Source organism: Mucilaginibacter sp. BGA-UO-ETr-C110 (assembly GCF_059567985.1).
This window is the reverse complement of record NZ_JCAQPB010000002.1, coordinates 3,149,804-3,169,391: the sequence shown is the minus strand read 5'-3', so window position 1 is coordinate 3,169,391 and position 19,588 is coordinate 3,149,804. Positions and strand designations below refer to the sequence as shown.

The 19,588-nt window shown below is 42.1% G+C and carries 12 protein-coding genes; 10 read left to right on the top strand and 2 right to left on the bottom strand.

Features of this window, described 5'->3' with window-relative positions; all coding sequences use genetic code 11:
* Positions 1-178: 178 nt before the first annotated feature.
* From mnmE to AC57BQ_RS13880, 8 genes are all read left to right on the top strand, one after another.
* On the top strand, positions 179-1,606 hold the full coding sequence (gene mnmE, locus AC57BQ_RS13915) for a tRNA uridine-5-carboxymethylaminomethyl(34) synthesis GTPase MnmE (RefSeq protein WP_496406853.1): 1,428 nt from the start codon (positions 179-181) through the stop codon (positions 1,604-1,606).
* A gap of 775 nt (positions 1,607-2,381) precedes the next feature.
* Positions 2,382-6,362: an NHL repeat-containing protein gene (locus AC57BQ_RS13910; protein WP_496406852.1), complete on the top strand. Its 3,981-nt coding sequence runs from the start codon at positions 2,382-2,384 to the stop codon at positions 6,360-6,362.
* 32 nt (positions 6,363-6,394) lie between these two features.
* Entirely contained in the window at positions 6,395-6,817 is a 423-nt protein-coding gene (locus AC57BQ_RS13905) for a hypothetical protein (RefSeq protein ID WP_496406851.1), read from the top strand.
* A 34-nt stretch (positions 6,818-6,851) separates the two neighbouring features.
* Positions 6,852-8,090, top strand: a complete 1,239-nt coding sequence (locus tag AC57BQ_RS13900) for a hypothetical protein (protein ID WP_496406850.1) — start codon at positions 6,852-6,854, stop codon at positions 8,088-8,090.
* A gap of 112 nt (positions 8,091-8,202) precedes the next feature.
* The gene (locus AC57BQ_RS13895; RefSeq protein WP_496406849.1) at positions 8,203-8,889 is read left to right on the top strand and encodes a hypothetical protein; all 687 of its coding nucleotides are present in this window, start codon (positions 8,203-8,205) and stop codon (positions 8,887-8,889) included.
* An 11-nt stretch (positions 8,890-8,900) separates the two neighbouring features.
* Positions 8,901-11,195, top strand: coding sequence for a pentapeptide repeat-containing protein (locus AC57BQ_RS13890; RefSeq protein ID WP_496406848.1), 2,295 nt, complete (start codon positions 8,901-8,903; stop codon positions 11,193-11,195).
* Positions 11,196-11,251: 56 nt separating this feature from the next.
* Positions 11,252-16,474, top strand: coding sequence for an SDR family NAD(P)-dependent oxidoreductase (locus tag AC57BQ_RS13885; protein WP_496406847.1), 5,223 nt, complete (start codon positions 11,252-11,254; stop codon positions 16,472-16,474).
* Between the two features lie 66 nt (positions 16,475-16,540).
* Positions 16,541-16,702 (top strand): hypothetical protein, encoded by a 162-nt coding sequence (locus AC57BQ_RS13880; protein ID WP_496406846.1) that lies wholly within the window; start codon positions 16,541-16,543, stop codon positions 16,700-16,702.
* A 246-nt stretch (positions 16,703-16,948) separates the two neighbouring features.
* Here AC57BQ_RS13880 and AC57BQ_RS13875 read toward each other — a convergent pair whose 3' ends face one another.
* Both AC57BQ_RS13875 and AC57BQ_RS13870 read right to left on the bottom strand, forming a co-directional pair.
* Positions 16,949-17,290, bottom strand: coding sequence for a nuclear transport factor 2 family protein (locus AC57BQ_RS13875; RefSeq protein WP_496406845.1), 342 nt, complete (start codon positions 17,288-17,290; stop codon positions 16,949-16,951).
* Positions 17,291-17,348: 58 nt separating this feature from the next.
* On the bottom strand, positions 17,349-17,711 hold the full coding sequence (locus tag AC57BQ_RS13870) for a winged helix-turn-helix transcriptional regulator (protein WP_496406844.1): 363 nt from the start codon (positions 17,709-17,711) through the stop codon (positions 17,349-17,351).
* A 162-nt stretch (positions 17,712-17,873) separates the two neighbouring features.
* On the opposite strand from AC57BQ_RS13870, the gene AC57BQ_RS13865 reads away from it, so the two are divergent.
* A complete protein-coding gene (locus AC57BQ_RS13865; protein ID WP_496406843.1) occupies positions 17,874-18,623 on the top strand; it encodes an SDR family oxidoreductase in 750 nt (249 codons plus the stop codon).
* Positions 18,624-18,987: 364 nt separating this feature from the next.
* Positions 18,988-19,554 carry an RNA polymerase sigma factor gene (locus AC57BQ_RS13860; protein ID WP_496406842.1) on the top strand — a complete coding sequence of 189 codons (567 nt, stop codon included), beginning with the start codon at positions 18,988-18,990 and terminating at the stop codon, positions 19,552-19,554.
* The last annotated feature ends 34 nt before the right edge of the window (positions 19,555-19,588 follow it).

Below are 19,588 nucleotides of genomic sequence, written 5' to 3'. Positions count from 1 at the left end.
GATTTTGAGTCGTTTTTGCCTCGTTTTTGAGCAGAAAAGTGTTAAAATTTAAGGTTTAAAAAGTTTTAGAGCCATCCAAAAGTAAAAGCTCGGGCTAACAATCCAGCTAACAAGGAGGAGGAAAGTAATTTGTATTACTTTTGTGCCTTGAGTCCATAGACCTCAAAACATGACCGCTATGGACCATCGACTATTGACCATGGACAACTTACAACACGCGCAACAGGAAACCATAGTAGCCCTGGCTACACCAAATGGGATAGGAGCGATCGCGGTGATCCGCCTTTCGGGTCTGGACGCTATCAACATAGCCAACAGCGTATGGAAAGGTAAGGATCTGACCAAACAAGCTTCACACACTATCCATTTCGGCCATATTATGGATGGCGACCTGATGCTGGACGAGGTGCTGGTATCCCTGTTCGTAGCCCCCAGATCCTACACCCGCGAAAACGTGGTGGAAATAAGCTGCCATGCTTCGGGATATATTATTGAGAGTATCATTAAACTATTCATCAAAAAGGGCGCGCGAAGCGCCAAACCCGGCGAATTTACGCTAAGGGCATTCCTGAATGGCCAATTGGACCTGTCGCAAGCCGAGGCCGTAGCCGATCTGATCGCCTCCAATTCCAAGGCCTCGCAACAGGTAGCCTTACAGCAATTGCGGGGCGGTTTTAGCAACCAACTGCAAACCCTGCGTGAGCAACTGGTAAACTTTGCCTCGCTCATTGAGTTGGAACTGGATTTTGCCGAAGAGGACGTAGAGTTTGCTAACCGCGACCAGCTTAAACAACTGATTGTTGATATTACCCGTATTATAGGCCGGCTGATACAGTCGTTTGAGTTGGGAAATGCGATAAAACAGGGAGTTAACACCGTGATAGCCGGTCGGCCCAACGCAGGTAAATCAACCCTGCTCAATGCCTTGCTAAATGAGGAAAGAGCCATTGTGAGCCACATACCAGGCACCACCCGCGATACCATTGAAGAGGTATTGAATATACAGGGCATCAATTTTAGGCTGATAGATACCGCCGGGATACGCGAAGCTACGGATGCTATTGAGCAAATAGGGGTACAGCGCACCATGGAAAAGATAAGCCAGAGCGCCCTGCTCATTTATGTTTTTGACTCGGAGCAGATAAGCCCGGAAGAGCTAAAAAGCGATCTGGAAAGCCTGCAATCCCCTGGTATAGCCATGTTGCTGGTGGCCAATAAGATGGACCTGCTACAACAGGACAAAAAACGGGAAAGCATCCAGGAGTTTTTCCGTACCTCCGGTCTTCCGGATCTGCAGACCATTTTTATCTCGGCCAAAGAAAAACTGCATATAGACGACCTGAAAAATAAGATCTACGGCACAGCCATTAAAGATCAGCTCAGCGGCGATGAAACATTGGTAACCAACATACGCCACCTGGAGGCCCTGCAAAAAACCGAAGAAGCCCTGGTCAGGGTATTAGGCGGAATTGATGGCAGCATCACCTCAGATTTCCTGTCGATGGATATTAAACAGGCCCTGCACTACCTCGGCGAAATAACCGGGGCCGTTACTACAGACGATCTGCTGGAAAATATATTCAGCAAGTTCTGTATTGGTAAGTAGTTAAGTTAAATAATTGATTTTCAGATACTTATAAAAGTGTTACAGAAAGTCAAAATCTTATTTTCTATTTTATAAATAGCATATTTTCAGACAGTTGTAAATAAGACCAATTGGTATATTTTTATATTTTGTTACCAATAGCATTTTATTTGGGTACTTATTTGTTACTCAAAGTACAGATTGTTTCTCGTCTTTTAATCCCAGTAAAATCATTGTAACTATTGGTGACTATTTAATACTAAACAGCACTAAAGAACACAAAACACCACAAAATATAGGGGAAATAACAACGGATGTCCAACACATAATTTTCATATGTTAAATGTTCAATTCTGATTAGATTTTGAAAATTAATATATGAGTTCAAATTTCACGATCCAATGAAAATGTGTGCATTGTAAACAAACATTCGATGCCAAAACTACTGTAACTCGATTTTGTTGCAAGCTGTGTACCGGGGCTTTGACTATTGCCTTACCCGTAATTAAGATTTTTTGTCTTTTACCCTTTTAATAAGTCAAAGTAAAAGGCAGTTAATCTCCATCCAACGCTCAAATTTTAATTATAAGTATAAGTACGCATATTTTATAATAAGTATTTATACTCTTCCCATACCTTGCGTAATCCCCTTATTTTGAGTGTAATAACAGATACTAAATGCTGTGAGAAACTGATAATAATATCCCTGTTGACCGGTAATCTGCTGATATGAATAATATCATAGCAACATCAAATGATAGATATCTTTTTTAATAACCTATAAAAAAACAACGCCATGTATCAACAACTTCATTTTGATTTTAGCCACTTAGAAGATCCGGCTACTCACGTCTTATTTTTAAAAGTAAGGGGGCAAAAGATTCCTCTTAACGCGCACACGCCAGAAACCTTGAAAACTGCCCGGCAAACAAACAAGGCTGCAGCAGTTTTATTAAATCATCACCCCAAGGCTTTAACCCATTTTGTTGATGTGCCCCAGGAGCTTATTCAAAAAAATAGCCTCACGAGGATATTCGTAGTGGGAGATGCAGACGAAAGTGATCCTAATAATTACCTGGGGGCGCTTTATCATATATCTTATATGACTCATATTGATGACTACAAGAAATACTTTATTAAACTAAAAAAGAAAATTGGTTCTGTAAAACCAAGACTTTATCATTCATACAAACTTACAGCTACAGCTAACAACGATCCATGGGACATTCTAGTCGACGAACACTCGCTGGTAGGCCCTCAGGACATTGCCATATATATTGCGGGACAACATCCCATGGTGATGAGTAATAAACCGCAAACTCATTTGGTTATGCAAAATGAGCATATCTATCCGGTAAATATTAATACCCCTGATAGCGCTAGGCAATGTATCAATGTAGATGATCTTGCGCAGGCGATAAAGGGCCAGGGAAAGCCAACTCCAACTTCGGGCTTCGCCGTAGTAAAAGAATCTGTTGATGGAAATAACAATCCCTTGTATTATGAATTTCCTGTTGGACCACGTAGTGCAGGAGATAAGGTTTTAATATATGATCTTACAGATATTACCAACAGTGCCATGGCTCCGGCAGTTGCATTGCCTGTACAAACATCCAGAAACGATAGTCAGTTCCAAAACCAAACCTGGTCAGTAAATCAGGGAGAGGCATCATCTGATGTAGCCAATCAAAATGTTTCCCAGCAGGTCAGTAAATTTTCATTTTCAAGAACAAAGACAAGTACTTCGTCATCGCAGTGGGCGGTATCGCCCAACACATCAACGCATGGAGTAACGGTTGATCAGGGCTCTATCAAATTTGATCCTACATATAACACATTTTCTGTTGATGCCTATAATAATTTTATGCGGATAGTAGGCGCATATGTTGAGTTTTTTCCGGATGCAGAAATGAGTAAGCCGCCGCTTTACAACCCGATGAATCCTGATATGTTGGACCAGTTTCAAACAGAAACTAAAACGTACATATCAATGATCAGCAGTGTTAATACCATTATGGGTATACCAATGCCTACTGATCCAACTAATTTACAGGTAAAATGGCCCGGTGAGGCACAGGCCGCCAGGCTGATGTTTGCCGGGGCGGGTACCTGGAATTATAATAAACACATTGTATGGCCGGGCTTTATTGAAACGGGGATATTTTCATTTGGTATACCTTTTTTTATGATGGTTGCCACATCGGCAATTACCGATACATCCTGGTATAAGGAGTTTGTGAATGATACTGATAATATCATGGCTGCAGTGGGTGTAGGCTCAGGCGTTGGCGGTGCCGCATTAGCTGTTGACATATCTGAAATACAGGGGCTTAAAGCTTCATTATTTACGTTTGGAGATATGATAGCGGGTATTTTGGTACAAAAGGGCATGGCAGCCGTTACCAAAAGACTGATGGCTATTATAGAAGCTTCGCAAATAGCAGAGGCAGCACCGTTTGTTGGCTGGGCACTACGGGCTTTAAGCGTAGCGCTTAATGTTGCCGAAATGGCCGTTTCATTAGGGGAAGTACTGTCATCACCGGCTGTAATAAACGTTGATATTAAACGGCAAATGGGATTATCCTTTACCCTGCATCCAGATCCTGCGCATGGTGAAGCCGGACACCCGGAAACAGCCATATGGCCTGCGGTTGCTGATCATTACCGTATTATGGTGAACTATAAAAACGGCACTGGTTTTGAAGCAAAAGGGCAAGTTCCTTTAACCCCGTCAGGCGGATCTTCCAACACACCCATTACTGTTGACTTTACCGTGCCATGGGGCGGAAATATGCAGATCATAGCAGCTGTATACTCTCAAAGTGGCTGGTTGTGCGGCAAATATCAAAGCGATTGGTTGGATGCCGTGCCGGATACCGGACAATCAGGCAAAACCGTAAGTGGTAATATTACAGAGGTACTGGTACCGCTCACCATAGATACGCAATATAATTTTATGCAAAAAATTGCCTACAATGACACACAAAATCATTACTGGTGGGGCAAAACTGACGGGGCAACCGCACCAATCGAAACGGTAAGTAGTTTGAATCCTGGTAACGTAGGTAATAACCTTGCCCAGCTTTCAGGAATAACTATTAACGAAAGTGCCTTTATTATTGGTTATACCTGGCAGGCTTCCGGAGAAAACATCCCACTGGAATCAGGAGGTACTCCCGACTCGGGACAAATGTTTGTATTCCAGAATCTTTCGGTACTTAGCGATCCGCAAAGCAGGTATAAGTTTCCCAAATTTGGATTTAAAACCAAACCAGGGTTGGCATATGACATATATGGCGGCAACTCTACATCTGTTGGACCGCTGAATTTTGCCATCGATACCCGGAACGCGTCAACAGGATATTTGCGGTTGGTTGACCTCATGGACGGCTCATCTACCTTTAACCTGGATAGTGGCCTGAGTTACGGAACATTTACGCTTGGCGATATTGATGCTGTAGCAGTGCACCCTAACGGTTATATTATAGCTGCAAACTGGGCAAGCAGCCGCATGCAGATTCTTCGTTTGCCTGAAGAAGCCGTTCTTGATGCTTCGGCCCCGGCAGCAGCGCTGGTTGCAGGTAAGGGGGTTGAGCAGGGGTTATTAATGGGCCCTATAGCACTGGCTATCTCCCCGGATGGAAAAATTTATGTTCTTGAATCGCTGAACAACCGTGTGCAAGCCTTCGATATTATGGGTAATCCAGCGCCAAGCTTTACGGGGGCCGATTTGTTTACAGTACCGGATGGTGCAACATTAGCGCCCCAATTAGATCAAAAAATTGTTCCTGATGAGCTGATTAATGCATTCCTGAATGATAAGGTAACTGATTTATTCGACATCGATCCAACATTAACTGATGAGCTTAATAAAGGCATCATGACAATGAATATAATCGATGCGTTTTCTGATAACATGGTTTACCTGGCCTACGTGAATGAAAACGGGGTAATTTTACCTGATCCAAAACAGACCTCTTACATCACAGTAATTAATGCAGGCAGTAATTGGACTATTACCGATCCGAGCCGTAACTATGTATATGTGCTTACCTTAACTGGCCAGGGTATACTTGTTCAGGATCAGTTTACCTCTACCGAGATCATTATTCTGCAGCAGGGCGTGTCATGGCAGTTAAAGGATCTGGCTGGCGGTAATTCATATTTATTGACACTGGATGGTGATACCATAGATGTTGCCCAATATTTGTCATACTTCCCTGTAAATCCAAAGAATGAGCAACTTAATTATTGTGATCTGGCCATCGAGAGCAAGGGCTATGTATATGTATTGGCATACACAGGCGATCCAAAAATAGGTACCGTACCCAACACGGCTTATGTACTGGATGTGTATACCCCTCAAGGCGAGCATTTATTCAGAACTCCCGATTCAAGCCTTACCCCGGCCGCTGATATGGAATATATTGCTGCAGGAAGGATAACAGTTGATTTATGGCGTAATCTTTTTTCACTCAACTATGAAAAATTATCAGGCCCGTCAGGGCGTACAGAACCGTCTGTTAGCCAGTGGACACCAACACCCCCGCTTTTTGATATTGATGCAAGCAGTGCCAATGTGGCCATGTTTGATAACTCTGACATGACTCAGATAACGCAAGTATTTGCTGATGCGGGTATCACCTTATCATCATCCGCTACTTGTAAGGTGTTGCAGACAGGTGAGCATTGGAGAATAAATGATCCGGGTGTATTGAAAAATTATGACGCAGTCACCTGCATAGCGAAAATAGAGATCTATAACGCGCTGGTGTAAACCCGGATTGTTCACTTATCAAATTAAATATCATGGAAAAAAATAATACAGGAAACAACCTGAGTACAGGTCGTTTTCAACAGGCGGTTGACCTGCTGGGCATATCACCGGATAAAATTAACACGGGCAGGCTGCAAACCTCAGCTTTTACAAAATTGGTTACTGACGATTCGGATACTTCTATTATCAGACCGGTTAAGGTAAAGTTTGACAACATTGCCCAACGGGATAGCTTTTTGTCTTTTGCCAATTACAGCAATGATAATTTCCCCATGGAGGTAACAACCTTTAGCGCCAATGATGTAGTGGTAACCGCGCAGAACCCCCTGATAATAAACCCTTCAGGTACCGATCCGGTGGTTGTTAATATTGGCACCCTTACCATGGAGCCGGGAGGACAGGTAGAATGCCTTACCAGTGTAATTATGAACGTGACAACTTTTATAAAGCAATAACCAGTTAATTATTAAAAACTTAAAAAATAAATTTATGGCAAGCTTAGTTAATTTTCAAAAAGACGTTGAAGTACTCGTAGCTATGGGCGTAAAAAGTGCCGCAAAGCGCACCGGATCATACAACACTGGAGATACTCCGGGTGGGCTTATATTATCTGCCGATCCTAAAAAGTCGCATATCCCACCAAATTTTATTACGGTAGGTGATGTTGATACCCTGAAGGATATCTGTGGCATTCATAATAGTTTGTATAGCCAGGGAACGCTTAAAGACACGCGTAGCATTCCTCCCGTACGGAATGAAATAAGTGAGGCTATTACCAATCCGCAGCACCCATACGTTTGTGATGCTCTTTATGCTTATGTGTATGGCGACAGCCGGCAGGTTGCATCATGGAAGGATACGATCAATAAATTGCGTTTCCCGATGAAGATAACCGTATTTACTGGTAATTCCATAATTGTGCAACCTGGTAGCCCGCTTATACTTCAAGGTACCGATCAAAATCCTATCTCCCTGCTTTGTGATTCTCTTACTATTGAACCCGGAGGTCAGGTAATTACAGAGGGGCCGGGCAAGGTAATCGTTGATGTGATGAACGGGGGGGATCAGAGTGTGGCTCTTGATAGTAATTCTCCTAGCTTATTATCAGTAGGCGGCAACGGTGGTGACGGTGGGGCCGGTGGTGACGGCGCTACTGGTTCAGCAGGAGCGGCAGGATCAAATGCTACCGAAAGTGGAAAAAGTGGATGTAATGCTGCCGGACCAGGTGGAGTTGGTATAGTTGGAAGCCCTGGTTCTCCCGGAGGACCAGGTGGTACTGGAGCTCCGGCAGGTGAAATTAATTACTCAGTAAATACTTTAAACGGGACATATAGTGTTGGCAGCATTGGAGGAAGTGGTGGTGCTGGTGGTCTTGCCGGCTCTGGTGGTACTGGTGGCCCTGGTGGTCCTGGTGGCTCAAGTTGTAGAGATTGTGGTACCGGCCCGCAGGGCCAGGGTGGCCCGGGTGGCGATGGTGGTAACGGTGGTACTGGTGGTGCCGGCGGCAATGGATCAAAAGTATACATTAACTATATCAACGGAACGCCCAATCTTAGCATTTCAAACCTGACAGCTAATGGTGGTGCCGGTGGAAATGCCGGAAATGCCGGTGCTGGTGGTACAGGATCCCCAAACGGAGCACCTGGTAATGCCGGTACCGCGGGAGCCGGAGGTGCAGGCGGTCAGCCTGGCGAGGTTTTTATTAGTGGTATCATCGGATCTAATTAAACGGTACCAGGCCGGTAATTGATTTTGCCGGCCTGGTATTATTCATCATTCACTAAAGTAAAACCTGTAGTGAATTGTTAAATATTTTTCATTCAACAAAAAGTAAACGATCATGGCAACACAACCTGATATTATAATTACTGGCAGCCCCGGAACTAAAGGAACAGACGGAACTGCCGGGCCAAACGCGGTACCAGCGGTAAGTGCAAACGGAGCCAATGGATACCACAATTGGTTTCAATATATCCCCGCAACTAATGGAGTTCCTGGCGTAAGTGCACTGGTAAATGGGACCCTCGGGGGGCTGGGAACTATTGGTGACGATGCGGGCAGCTTTGTGCTCAATGTAACCAGCTTTAGCCTGTCAAGCCAACTGTCTGTACAAAGTATAGGCGGTACCGGCGGTGCCGGTGGTGCTGGTGGTACCGGCGGCGCTGGTGGTATAGGCGGCAATGCAGGTATTAATGAATCCGGACATAAATCGGATCCTGTTTCTGGCGGGCTTGGCGGTAATGGCAGCAGCGGGGGCAACGGCGGGGCGGCCGGGAATGGCGGTAGCGGGGGCTCTATCAATGTAACTTATCAAATTGCTAACATAGCAAATCCGGTATCACCCCGTTCAATCGGTGGTGCGGGTGGTTCACCAGGCAGTGGTGGTAGTGCCGGTAACGGAGGTAATGGCGGCCGTAACGGCAACGGAACCTTTCAGCCGTTCGGAAGTCCAGGAAGTAATGGTAGCCCAGGTACTGCCGGTACAGGCGGCCAGGGAAGTAGTAATGTACATGTTTCAAAAAATTAACAAACAACATTATGTCAACATTTGATTCAAGTTCAGCAGATTTTACAGGTAAATGGTCATTTTCAACATCTGGTAATACCAGCCTATTGATAACCCTTTCCAGCGATGTACCAGGTACTTTGCTTAGTGTAGCGACGGGCGATTATAATAATCCCGCTGCAAACCAATTGTTCAATATGTATGGTGATATGCAAACCGCCTTTGTAATGCAGGCTCCTAATTGGAAGTATGTTTGGTTTAATAACGGATACCTTGCAGAAATGGACCGCGGCGATGCAGCTTGTTCTGTATTCTCTATACAAGCCAGTGGCAGTAATGCAATTTGCATAATTGAAACATCCGGAGGTGTAAATTATTATGTTGTGGTTGATAGCTCCAACAATCTTAACCGCGCGGAAGTGAATGGCGACCCACCAACCAACGCCCTTTTTATTCCAAACAAGGTAACGGATGGCATTGCAGACATACGCAAGCAAAGGAGTACAATGGCCAATCCGCTAACGGGGGTTTACCTTGCCGGCTTAGACCTGACAAATATTGCCTTTATGGGAACGGATGTTTCTTATGCCAACTTTTCTGATACCAAGTTAAATAACACCTCCAATTTTAATGGCGCAACTGCCAGTTATACCATATTTGACAGAGCAGATATGAGAAATTGGGTAGCTAACGGCTTGGCATTTAGTAATTGTTCGTTTGTTAATGCTAATATGGACAATGTGAAAATGTCATCTGCAAAACTGGTAGGTTGCACCTTAAACCAAGTGAATTTTCAAAATGCAATTTTGCAGAGCAGTGACTTTACAGGTGCCGCGCTGGTAAAATCCAGCTTTTCTAATGCCAAGGTAAATGGGGCTACGTTTAAAAATGCCATATTAACCAATGCAGATTTAAGCAAAGCATTGGGGGTAGAATCAATAATTAGTTTTGAAGGAGCTATCCTTATTGCAGCAAACCTAACCGGGCAAGACCTCACGGCGGTGGCATTAGATCAATATACCAATTTCATGAACGCCTCTCTTAGTGACTGCAACTTTACCGGGCAAAATCTTGCCAATATGGTATTTGTCCGGGCCTGTATGCAAAGGATTAAACTAGATTTAACCGTACTAGATGGTGCTCAGATGGCATTTGCTAACCTTTTATTAGCAAGTATTACAGGCGCGGTATCCATGATCGGGGCTAACCTGTCAAATGCCAACCTTGAGAGTGCACAACTTCCGGGAGCCCAATTAGGCGCAAAACTGATTTTATACCGACTGCCTTTATCAGACAGCGCTATACTTGACAGTTCACAGATCCCGGCTGATTTAAAAGCTGATTTAAAGTTATCAGATAAAGCTACAGTAAGCACTATACAGGCTGGCTTAATATGGGAGGTAACTGATAATTCAATGGTATACCAAGTAAACAATACCAGCGTCAGTTTATTGGTGCAAACTAAAGATGCGACAACAAATGCTGCTATACTTTCAAACGCCTATATGTATCAAACCAATTTACAGCAGGCTAACCTGTATGCAGTAGAAATGTCGGGAGTACATTGGTATGGCTCTGCTGCCAGCGCGCTTGGTGCTGATCTTGGTATGGCAAATTTATCCAACTCCTATCTTGCCAGTATGAACTTTACACAATCATTAATGCAGGGAGTATCATTAGATTATGCTGTACTTATCGGTACTGTTTTTGATGGCGCTAACCTGAGTCCTACAGATAACCTGAAGCCAACTTCGTTTGCATTCTCATCTATGCAGAGTACAACTTTTAACGGTTCATCTAATCTGTTTAGCGCTAATCTTACCAACGCTGCTATATCATTGGATAACGGAGTTCCGTTGTTTACCATCTTAGCCTACTTTGTTGCAACACTTGACAGTGGGGTAGTATCCAAGGATTTAAAGTCGGCATTTAGCGGTGCGGCATACCCGCTTGTGGCTACTGCTTATATTCAAGTCAATAGCAAAGGCACAAGCTGGAGCATTGGCAATAGGAATACTTCAAATGCTTCACAAACGGGGTATGCCAATTTCTCTCTTGAATTGGTTGACCAGGATAACGGGACGCTATTTATACAGGTGTACGGTGCATCCCCGATACTCGTTTTGAATGCCACTGGAGATGGCGGACAAGTTCAACGCGAATTACCCTTTGGTCCATCAGGACTTACCCAGGATCAAATGAATGCTGTTACTACATGCCCGTCAGGTATGAAGCTGTATTATCTTTCTGATTATATGAGTTATGAGGAGCTTATGACGCCGGCGCTGCCGCCAAAACCACCAACCTGTCTTAATTGCTGGAGTTAATAATACCTGCTACTAACTAATTAAAAGAATACTTACCAGTTATAAAAATCTGTTTTATGATACAGGAAAATGGATACAGTCCCATTGCTGTTGTTGGTATGGGCTGCCGGTTCCCCGGGAATGTGAATACGCCAGAACAATATTGGAAATTATTGATGAGCGGAATAGATGCTATTCAGGATGTTCCTAAAGATCGTTGGAATCAGGAATACTTTTATTCTGATGAGAGGGCGCAACCTGGTAGTCTTATAGCTCCGCAGGGTGGTTTTATTAATGATATTGCCGGGTTTGATAATAGCTTTTTTGGCTTTTCAAATTTAGAGGCCGCAAATATGGATCCGCAGCAACGATTGTTGTTACAGGTATCATGGGAGGCGATGGAGCAGGGAAGCATTCCCTGTAATAAATGGGCTGGCAAGCAGGTAGGGGTATTTATGGGCTGTTTTACCATGGATTATCATGTGATGCAGTTTCTTGATCCGTTAGAAATTGGTGCTTTCGCCTCTACCGGGATCATGAACAATATGCTGTCAAATAGAATATCATATGCTTTTGATTTTAAGGGCCCCTCTATATCTATGGATACAGCCTGTTCGGCTTCATTAACAGCAGTCCACCAGGCTTGTCGTAGTTTGCAATGCGGCGACTCGGATATGGCCCTGGCCGGTGGTTCAATGATAATGCTTATCCCTGATTACCACATAGCCGAAACTAAAACCGGCGTATTATCAAAAGATGCCCGTTGTAAATCATTTTCGGCAACTGCAAACGGTTATGTACGCAGTGAGGGTGTTGGTGTGGTTGTTTTAAAACGAATGGATGATGCTTTAGCCGCAGGAGATCATATATTGGGTACTATTATCGGAAGTTCAGTAAATCAGGATGGCCGTACCAATGGTATTACATTACCCAGTGCCGAATCGCAAATGGCAGTTATGCGTAGTGCATGTAAATATGCAGGGATAAACCCGGCCGATGTAAATTATATTGAAGCCCACGGAACCGGAACCTTTTCCGGCGATCCCATTGAGGCAAGGTCCATTGGGACTGTATTTTGCCTGGAGCCCGATCGTAAGGAATCACTATGGATTGGCTCTTGTAAAAGTAATATAGGACATACGGAATCAGCTTCGGGAATAGCGGGACTGATTAAAACAATTTTGTGCGTTCAACATAAACAGATACCCCCTAATCTTCATATTGAGCGTTTAAATCCAGCCATACCCTTTGATCATTTACGGCTTCAAGTTCCCCTGATACCGCAAAGCCTTGATTCAGGAGATAAACCTTTAATAGCTGGTGTTAATTCGTTTGGATTTGGTGGTTCAAATGCTCATGTGCTGGTCAGGGAATATCAAGCCGTAAAAAACAAAAAAGATCAATTGGAAAATCCGGGTTCTTTTTCCCTGCCTTTGTCTGCTCAGTCTGAAAAAGCACTTAAAGCACTTGCACTGTGTTATGCAGAATCGCTGCGGCAGTCTGACTGTTCCATAGCCGACTGGTGTTATAATGCTGCAACCAGGCGATCACAACTCTCCAAGCGTAAGGTGTTTATCGCAAAAAGTAAAGATGATTTAATAATGCAATTGCAGCATTTTGCAGATGATCAGGATGTAGCGTTGCCCTTGCAATTAGGTAGCAAAAAGCTTGTATGGGTATTTTCCGGGCTTGGCAGGCTTTTCTACGGCATGAGCAATGAGCTGTTAAAAAGCGAACCCGTTTTTCGAGAAATGTATGATCGCTGCGATCAGCTATATGCGGCATTAAGCGGTTTCTCTCTTTCAGAAATTATGCTTAACACCCCCACGGAAGAAATAATAACTAACCCAACCATATCACATCCCGCACAGTTTTTTCATCAGGTTAGCATGGCAGCGCTATGGCGGACCAGGGGAGGGGGACCACATACTATTGTTGGATATAGCGCCGGTGAGTTTGCTGCCTTTTATGAAGCAGGTGTATTTACACTTCAGGAGTGTCTTGAGCTTATATATAGGCGTACAAAGCTTTTGATGAAATTGGAGGGCACTGGTGCCATGGTAGCTGTTAATGTTGGTGAAGCAACAATAGCACCATTACTAAAACCCTATGCCGGCGACGTAGTTATTGCTGCGTTTAATAGCCCTGTTCATCTTACTTTAGCCGGCAGTAAGGCAGCTATATCGGGCATAGTTAATGATATGAAGGCAGAAAATATTTCATATAGTGTGTTATCTGAGCAAGTTGGCTATCATCATTCAAAAGTACTTTCGTATGATAAATATAACGATCCCAGCTATGATCCACAGCCAGCTAAACCTCATACGCTGCTGTATTCAGCAACAACGGCCTCGCTTATAACGCAGGAAACATTTTCGGCAGATCATTGGGCTAAAAATATAAGCGAACCGGTTTATTTCAGGCAGGTAATTGAAAAGATATCAGAATCCGGCCCATGTCATTTCCTGGAATTATCAGGAAGGCCCATGCTTATACCTTATTTGTGTGCAGTTAAGGGTATTCAAAAAACAAACATACTAAACCCATTGTTTGTTTTGCCGGGTATCCCTGAAGACCGGCAATCGCTGGCTAAAATATTTGAAGCAGGATATGACATTGATTGGACAGCAGTTTATTCCAAAGGTAATTGGATTGATTTGCCGTCATATTCATGGCAAAATGAAAGGTTCTGGCAAGAACCTGAAAAAAGCAGAAGACGGAGACTGAAATTAGCAAAACATACCATGCTTGGTGCACTGACCGATGGTCAGGATACCCAGTGGCAAACAATTTTTTCAACAGAAAAAATGCCCTGGTTGCTTGAGCATAATATTATGGGGGATTATCTTTTGCCAGGTGCTACCTATATTGATATGGCATTAGCAGCTTTGACACAGAGAGGCAATGACAAAGCTTTTGTTATCGAGGACCTTTGCTTTATTAAAGCAGTAAGGATACAGAAAAAATCGGCCTTTTTTATTCGTTTTACATTAGATGAGCAAAGCCGTAGCTTTCGTATTGCAGCAACCAAATCACTTTGGCCAATGGATTTTGAAGACGTTGCCAAAGGACGGTTTCGTCAGCTGCCTCCGGGAAACATAGCCAATATTAATCCTGAGCAACATATGCAGGCATATGAACAGGTTGTTGCCGGGGCCGATATGTATCAATTTTTTAATAGCATTTATTACAAATACGGTACTTCATTTCAGGGCCTGGAAAAAGTGTATAGAAATGAAAATGAAGCTTTTTGTGAAATAACAATTCCTGATCTGTATTGTACAGGTTCCTATGAGTTTCATCCGGTGGCACTGGATATTGTTTTTCACGCAGCGCTATCGTTAAAATATAAAGAGGGCGAAAATAGTTTTGCTCTTGAGATACCGGAAGGAATTGATGAGATAAGAATATTTAAACAGCCGGTAACAAAGATGTTTGTGTATGCAAAACTAACTGAAAAATTGGAGCATACCAGCAAAACAGACCTGTATTTATATGATGCTGCGGGCGAACCAATTGGGATAATATCAGGATTTAGAACCAATAACTTAGACGCCGGAAATAAAAGAAATTCTGTTGCAATGCAAGCCCAACGTGCACTTGCTGTACCTTCATGGGAGGAGTTTAATCTGGAAGATGTAGCCACATTAAATACGGGAAAGAAACAATTTATCATCTTTTCAGATAAGCAACCAATTGCTGAAAGATTAGCTTTTTTGTTGCATAAACAAGGCCATAATGTAATATCTGTAAACTCAGCGTTTTTTCAAATTGATGACGAAGATATTGTGGTTAATGAGCTTGCCAATTTATTAAGTGGTGTAAGCAAACAAGCAGAAATAATTAATTGCCTTCCGTTGAGTGCCGTAGAATTTGATAAGAGCATTATGTACGTAATTAAGCCATTCATCTATCTGGCAAGAGTTATTAAGGCTACTGGTTTTGCAGGTAGGTTATGGTCTGTATCACAGTTAGCACAGCAGGTGCAGGATTTTACGCATGATGTTAATATTTTTCAGGCTGCACTTTGGGGCATAACCAATGTGTTTGGTCATCAGGAGTTTAAAGATAATTACAAAGGCGTGGTTGATATAAGTGGTATGGATGATATTGATTTGTTAGCCAGTGTTTTAAGCGCTGAATCTGTTGAGGAAAATCAGATCGCTATAAGGAACGGACGTTTATTTTGTAAGCGGTTAAATCCCTATCAGGAGGTAATCCACGAACGGTTTTCTGTATCGTTTGATCCCCAGGCTATCTATCTTGTAACAGGAGCATTTGGGGCTATAGGTAAGGAAGTAATACAATGGATGTTGCGCGCCGGTGTACGTAATTTATTGGTGACTACAAGCAGGAATATCATCAAACAAAATAAAAACCCTGATTTATTGTGGTTACAATCCATTCGTGAACAGGGTGCTAAAATAGAAGTTCTTAAAGTTGATTTTACAGATAAGGAGTCAACTATGAGATTTAAAAATGAGATAGTTAACCGAAAAATAAGGGGAGTTATTTACTGTGCCGGAGTTAGTGAAGATCAATTACTGGAAAACATAGATAATAAAACACTGAGAAAAGTTTTGGGAGCTAAAGTTCGGGGTGCTTATTGTTTGCATGAAATACTTTTAGGTGAGCCACTTGAACATTTTATTTTATTTTCATCTGTTGGTAGTTTATTACCTAACCGTGGTTTGGGCAGCTATTCTGCGGCTAATGCTATGCTGGATGCGCTTGCACAAAAAAGAAGATTTCTGGGTTTACCCGCCTTAAGTATTAACTGGAGCCCCTGGTCAATTGGAATGGTTCAAAAAGCCGACTTTGAAAAGATGTTTTCATTAATGGGCATCAATACCTTAACGGCAGAACAAGGGATAGGCTTTCTTGAATCAGTCTTTTATTTAAACCAGCCACAAATAGTTGTGCAGTTTACGGAATGGTCAAAGTTTTTAACTTCATCATTATCTGGCAATAAGCTGTTTGTCAACTATCAGCATTTATTACAGAATAATACCTCGGTAAACAAAACTCTATCTGATATAAGCACGATAAAAGTAGATTTGATCAGAGAGTTAGCAGCTCTTCTGAACATTCAAGAGTCGGCAATTGATTTATCCCAATCAATAACTGACTATGGGATGGAATCAATTTCAGTTATGGTGCTTAGTGACATCATAGAAGAGCGATGGGGAATTACAATTTCGGTAGACGAATTATGGGTAATAAGTAGTCTGACAGATCTTATTTCAAAAATAACCATTGCAGTTTCGGGCCTTTATCAGGAAGATCAGCTGATTAGTTAAAGTATTTTATAATGGTTTTAAAATGAAAAGAATTATAGGTTGCGGATGATACATACGTAAATATGCTTGACAGCGGATAACCAATCCGCTAACCTTGCTGAGGTACTGAAAGCCGGGGAAGTAAAGAAAGGAGAAGAAGCGAAGCCAGAAGCCGGGCCGACCAAAAAGAAACTGAAAGAACAGTTTATTGTACAACAGGAACGCAGATTAGCCGATACGGGCAAGTAGTCTTCGTAACTAATTTATTTTCAGTTAATTATGAATTTATTCTTCAGATACTTGAGAATAAAAATTGTGAGTTATTAACATTTTTTACTATATTATATAGTTGTTACTTATTTGTAACTAAAAGCCTATAACTTTCTGATTATCAATTGGTAATTGCTTTTTGTATCGGTTAGTATCCAGCAGTTGTTTGATCTATATATTCCTGAAATCTACAGGCTGCCCCTCACTTTGCAGGATGACAGATAGCTAATCAAGGTTGGCGTCGATATGTGTGATTAGCCCTTTATCATTGACACCGACATCCAGGCTACCAGTCTCATGACCAAAATCGCCTGTAAAATCTACCCAGACAATGATCCTTTTGGCATTGATGTGCTCAAATGATATCAGCTTGGTTAAAGTATGATATCCTATAAAAAAGTTCAGAAAGTATCTTTTTATTCCTGCAGTATGCTCAAATTTTTCACCGACGGAAACATCGTCGATCACCGCATCTGCAGCGAATAGATCCAGAACTTTTTGGGTGTCAAATGCATTTGCTGCTTCAATGAATTTATGAATTGTGTTTTCGAGATCTGCTTTTTTCATTTTCTTGTTTTCAAAGTAATTTTGGTCGGCAATACTTAAACAGATGTTTTTTCAATCCTTACGCCGTCTTTTGCCTTTTAATGATCATCTGTCGGTGCTCAGTACCCCAGCGTATCATTTCATTAATCAGCGGAACCATTGTTCTGGCATAACTGGCAAGTTTGTACTCGGCCTTTGAAGGTTGATCGGGGTATGTTTTTCTGGTTACAAGCTGATTGATCTCCAATTCTTTTAATTCTTTGGAAAGCGTTCTTTTAGTTATGCCTGTTAAACTTTTCTCAATTTCAGTAAAACGGATATGACCCATGCATATAGATTTAATAATACGTATTTTCCATTTACTGCTAATGATATAAATGGTATCCTGTAGGGCAAGATCGTTCTGGTTGCAGGTGGCTGTCCTGTTTTCTATTATTTTCATATGGTTATCATTATCAAACATATTCTTTTATGCCTGCTCTGCAAAAATCTAAGTTAATCACACATAATCAGTATGTTATAAGGTATACTCGAGTATACTGATTTGTAAAGTTATGGCATTTGCAAAATAGCTTTGTGTAGTGTTTAATTAAATTACTTAATCATGTCAAACAGTTTTAAAAATAAAACAGCCGTAATAACCGGCGGAAATAGTGGTATAGGTTATGCTGCTGCGAAAGAGTTTAAAGAACGCGGAGCCACCGTTATTATAACAGGCCGCCGTAAAGATGCGTTGGATAAGGCCGCGGTAGAATTAGGGGTGCACAGTGTTTTGGCCGATCAAAGCAGTCTTGCTGATATTGATCAACTGGCAGCAACGGTTAAAGCCCAATATAAAAAGGTGGATTTTCTTTTTATCAATGCCGGGATGAGCGGGGGAGTATTTCCGATAGAACATGGCACGATAGCTAATTTTGAGGAGGTAATGAATGTTAATGTCAGAGGTTTTTATTTTACGCTGAGCAAATTTATACCCCTGTTAAATGATGGTGCATCAGTAGTAATCCTGTCGTCAATAGCGGCAAATGTAAGTACACCTCTGTTCTCGGTGTATGCGGCAAGTAAGGCGGCGTTGAACGCTATCGCTAAAACTGCGGCATTAGAGCTGGCTGCCAGAAAGATCAGGGTAAATATTGTAAGCCCTGGCCCAACCAATACCAACCTGATGAGCCGGGTTGATATTGATCCTGAACTGCAACGCAAAATTTACCAGAGCATTATGACCAAAAGCCCTTTAGGAAGGAAAGGTGAACCCGAAGAGATAGCTAAAACGGTGGTTCACTTATGTGAAGATAGTTCGGCTTATATTACCGGGGCTGAGATCGTAATTGATGGCGGAATGGCGCTTAGTTGATAATAGTTATTCGGTAGGTTGTGTAACTGCTGAAATTTATCAAACCGTGACCGCAATAAGGTTCGACGCAATCCCCGATATACAGAGCGACTCTGCTTATTGAGGATTGCGTCATTCCTCGTAATATCCGGGAGTTTGTAAATCATTTTTCCTCATCATACGTTTCTTTATACTTCAAAATATCCGCCGCTCCGGTCGCATGGTCTGGATCCTCCAGAAATATTTCAAAAACACCGGTTTTTAAAAATCGAATTTTATTGAGATAGATAAAAAATAACAAATTAGGATTAAAACCATATTATTTATTCACGATTCTTAATTTTTATTAAGAAATAATGCGAAATTGCAATTGGTATAGCGATCAATGTCAACTTACGGTAAATATAGCGAGCAGGAATTATTAGCCTTATTAAAGGCAGGCGACGAAATTGCTTTTACTGAAATTTATAACCGTCATTGGAAATTCCTTTTTACCGCTGCTTACAATGCCCTGCGTCATCAGGCGGATAGTATGGATATATGCCAAACTGTTTTCCTTTGGATTTGGGAAAACCGGCTGCAGATCAATGTGAAAACGAGCTTGCAAGGCTACCTCTATACCGCCGTTAAATACAAAATCGCCAATCTCATACGCCAGGGGAAAATACGGGAAACCTTATTGGAAAATATACTTGTTGCCGACCTTGTTGCTGAAGAAATTAAGGCACTTGAAATTAAAGAGCTTAAAAACTTCATTACACAACTCATCGAAGAATTACCGGAAAAATGTCGGGAGGTCTTTATGTTAAGTCGTGATGAACACCTCAGTCACCGGCAGATATCGGAACGTTTAGGTATTTCAGAAAAAACCGTTGATGATCATATTACCCGGGCCTTAAAAAAGCTGCGTACTCCACTGAGCAGGATGGCCACTATCTTCCTTTCTTTTTAATGCCTTTTGATATAATTTTAGTCGTTTACAATAT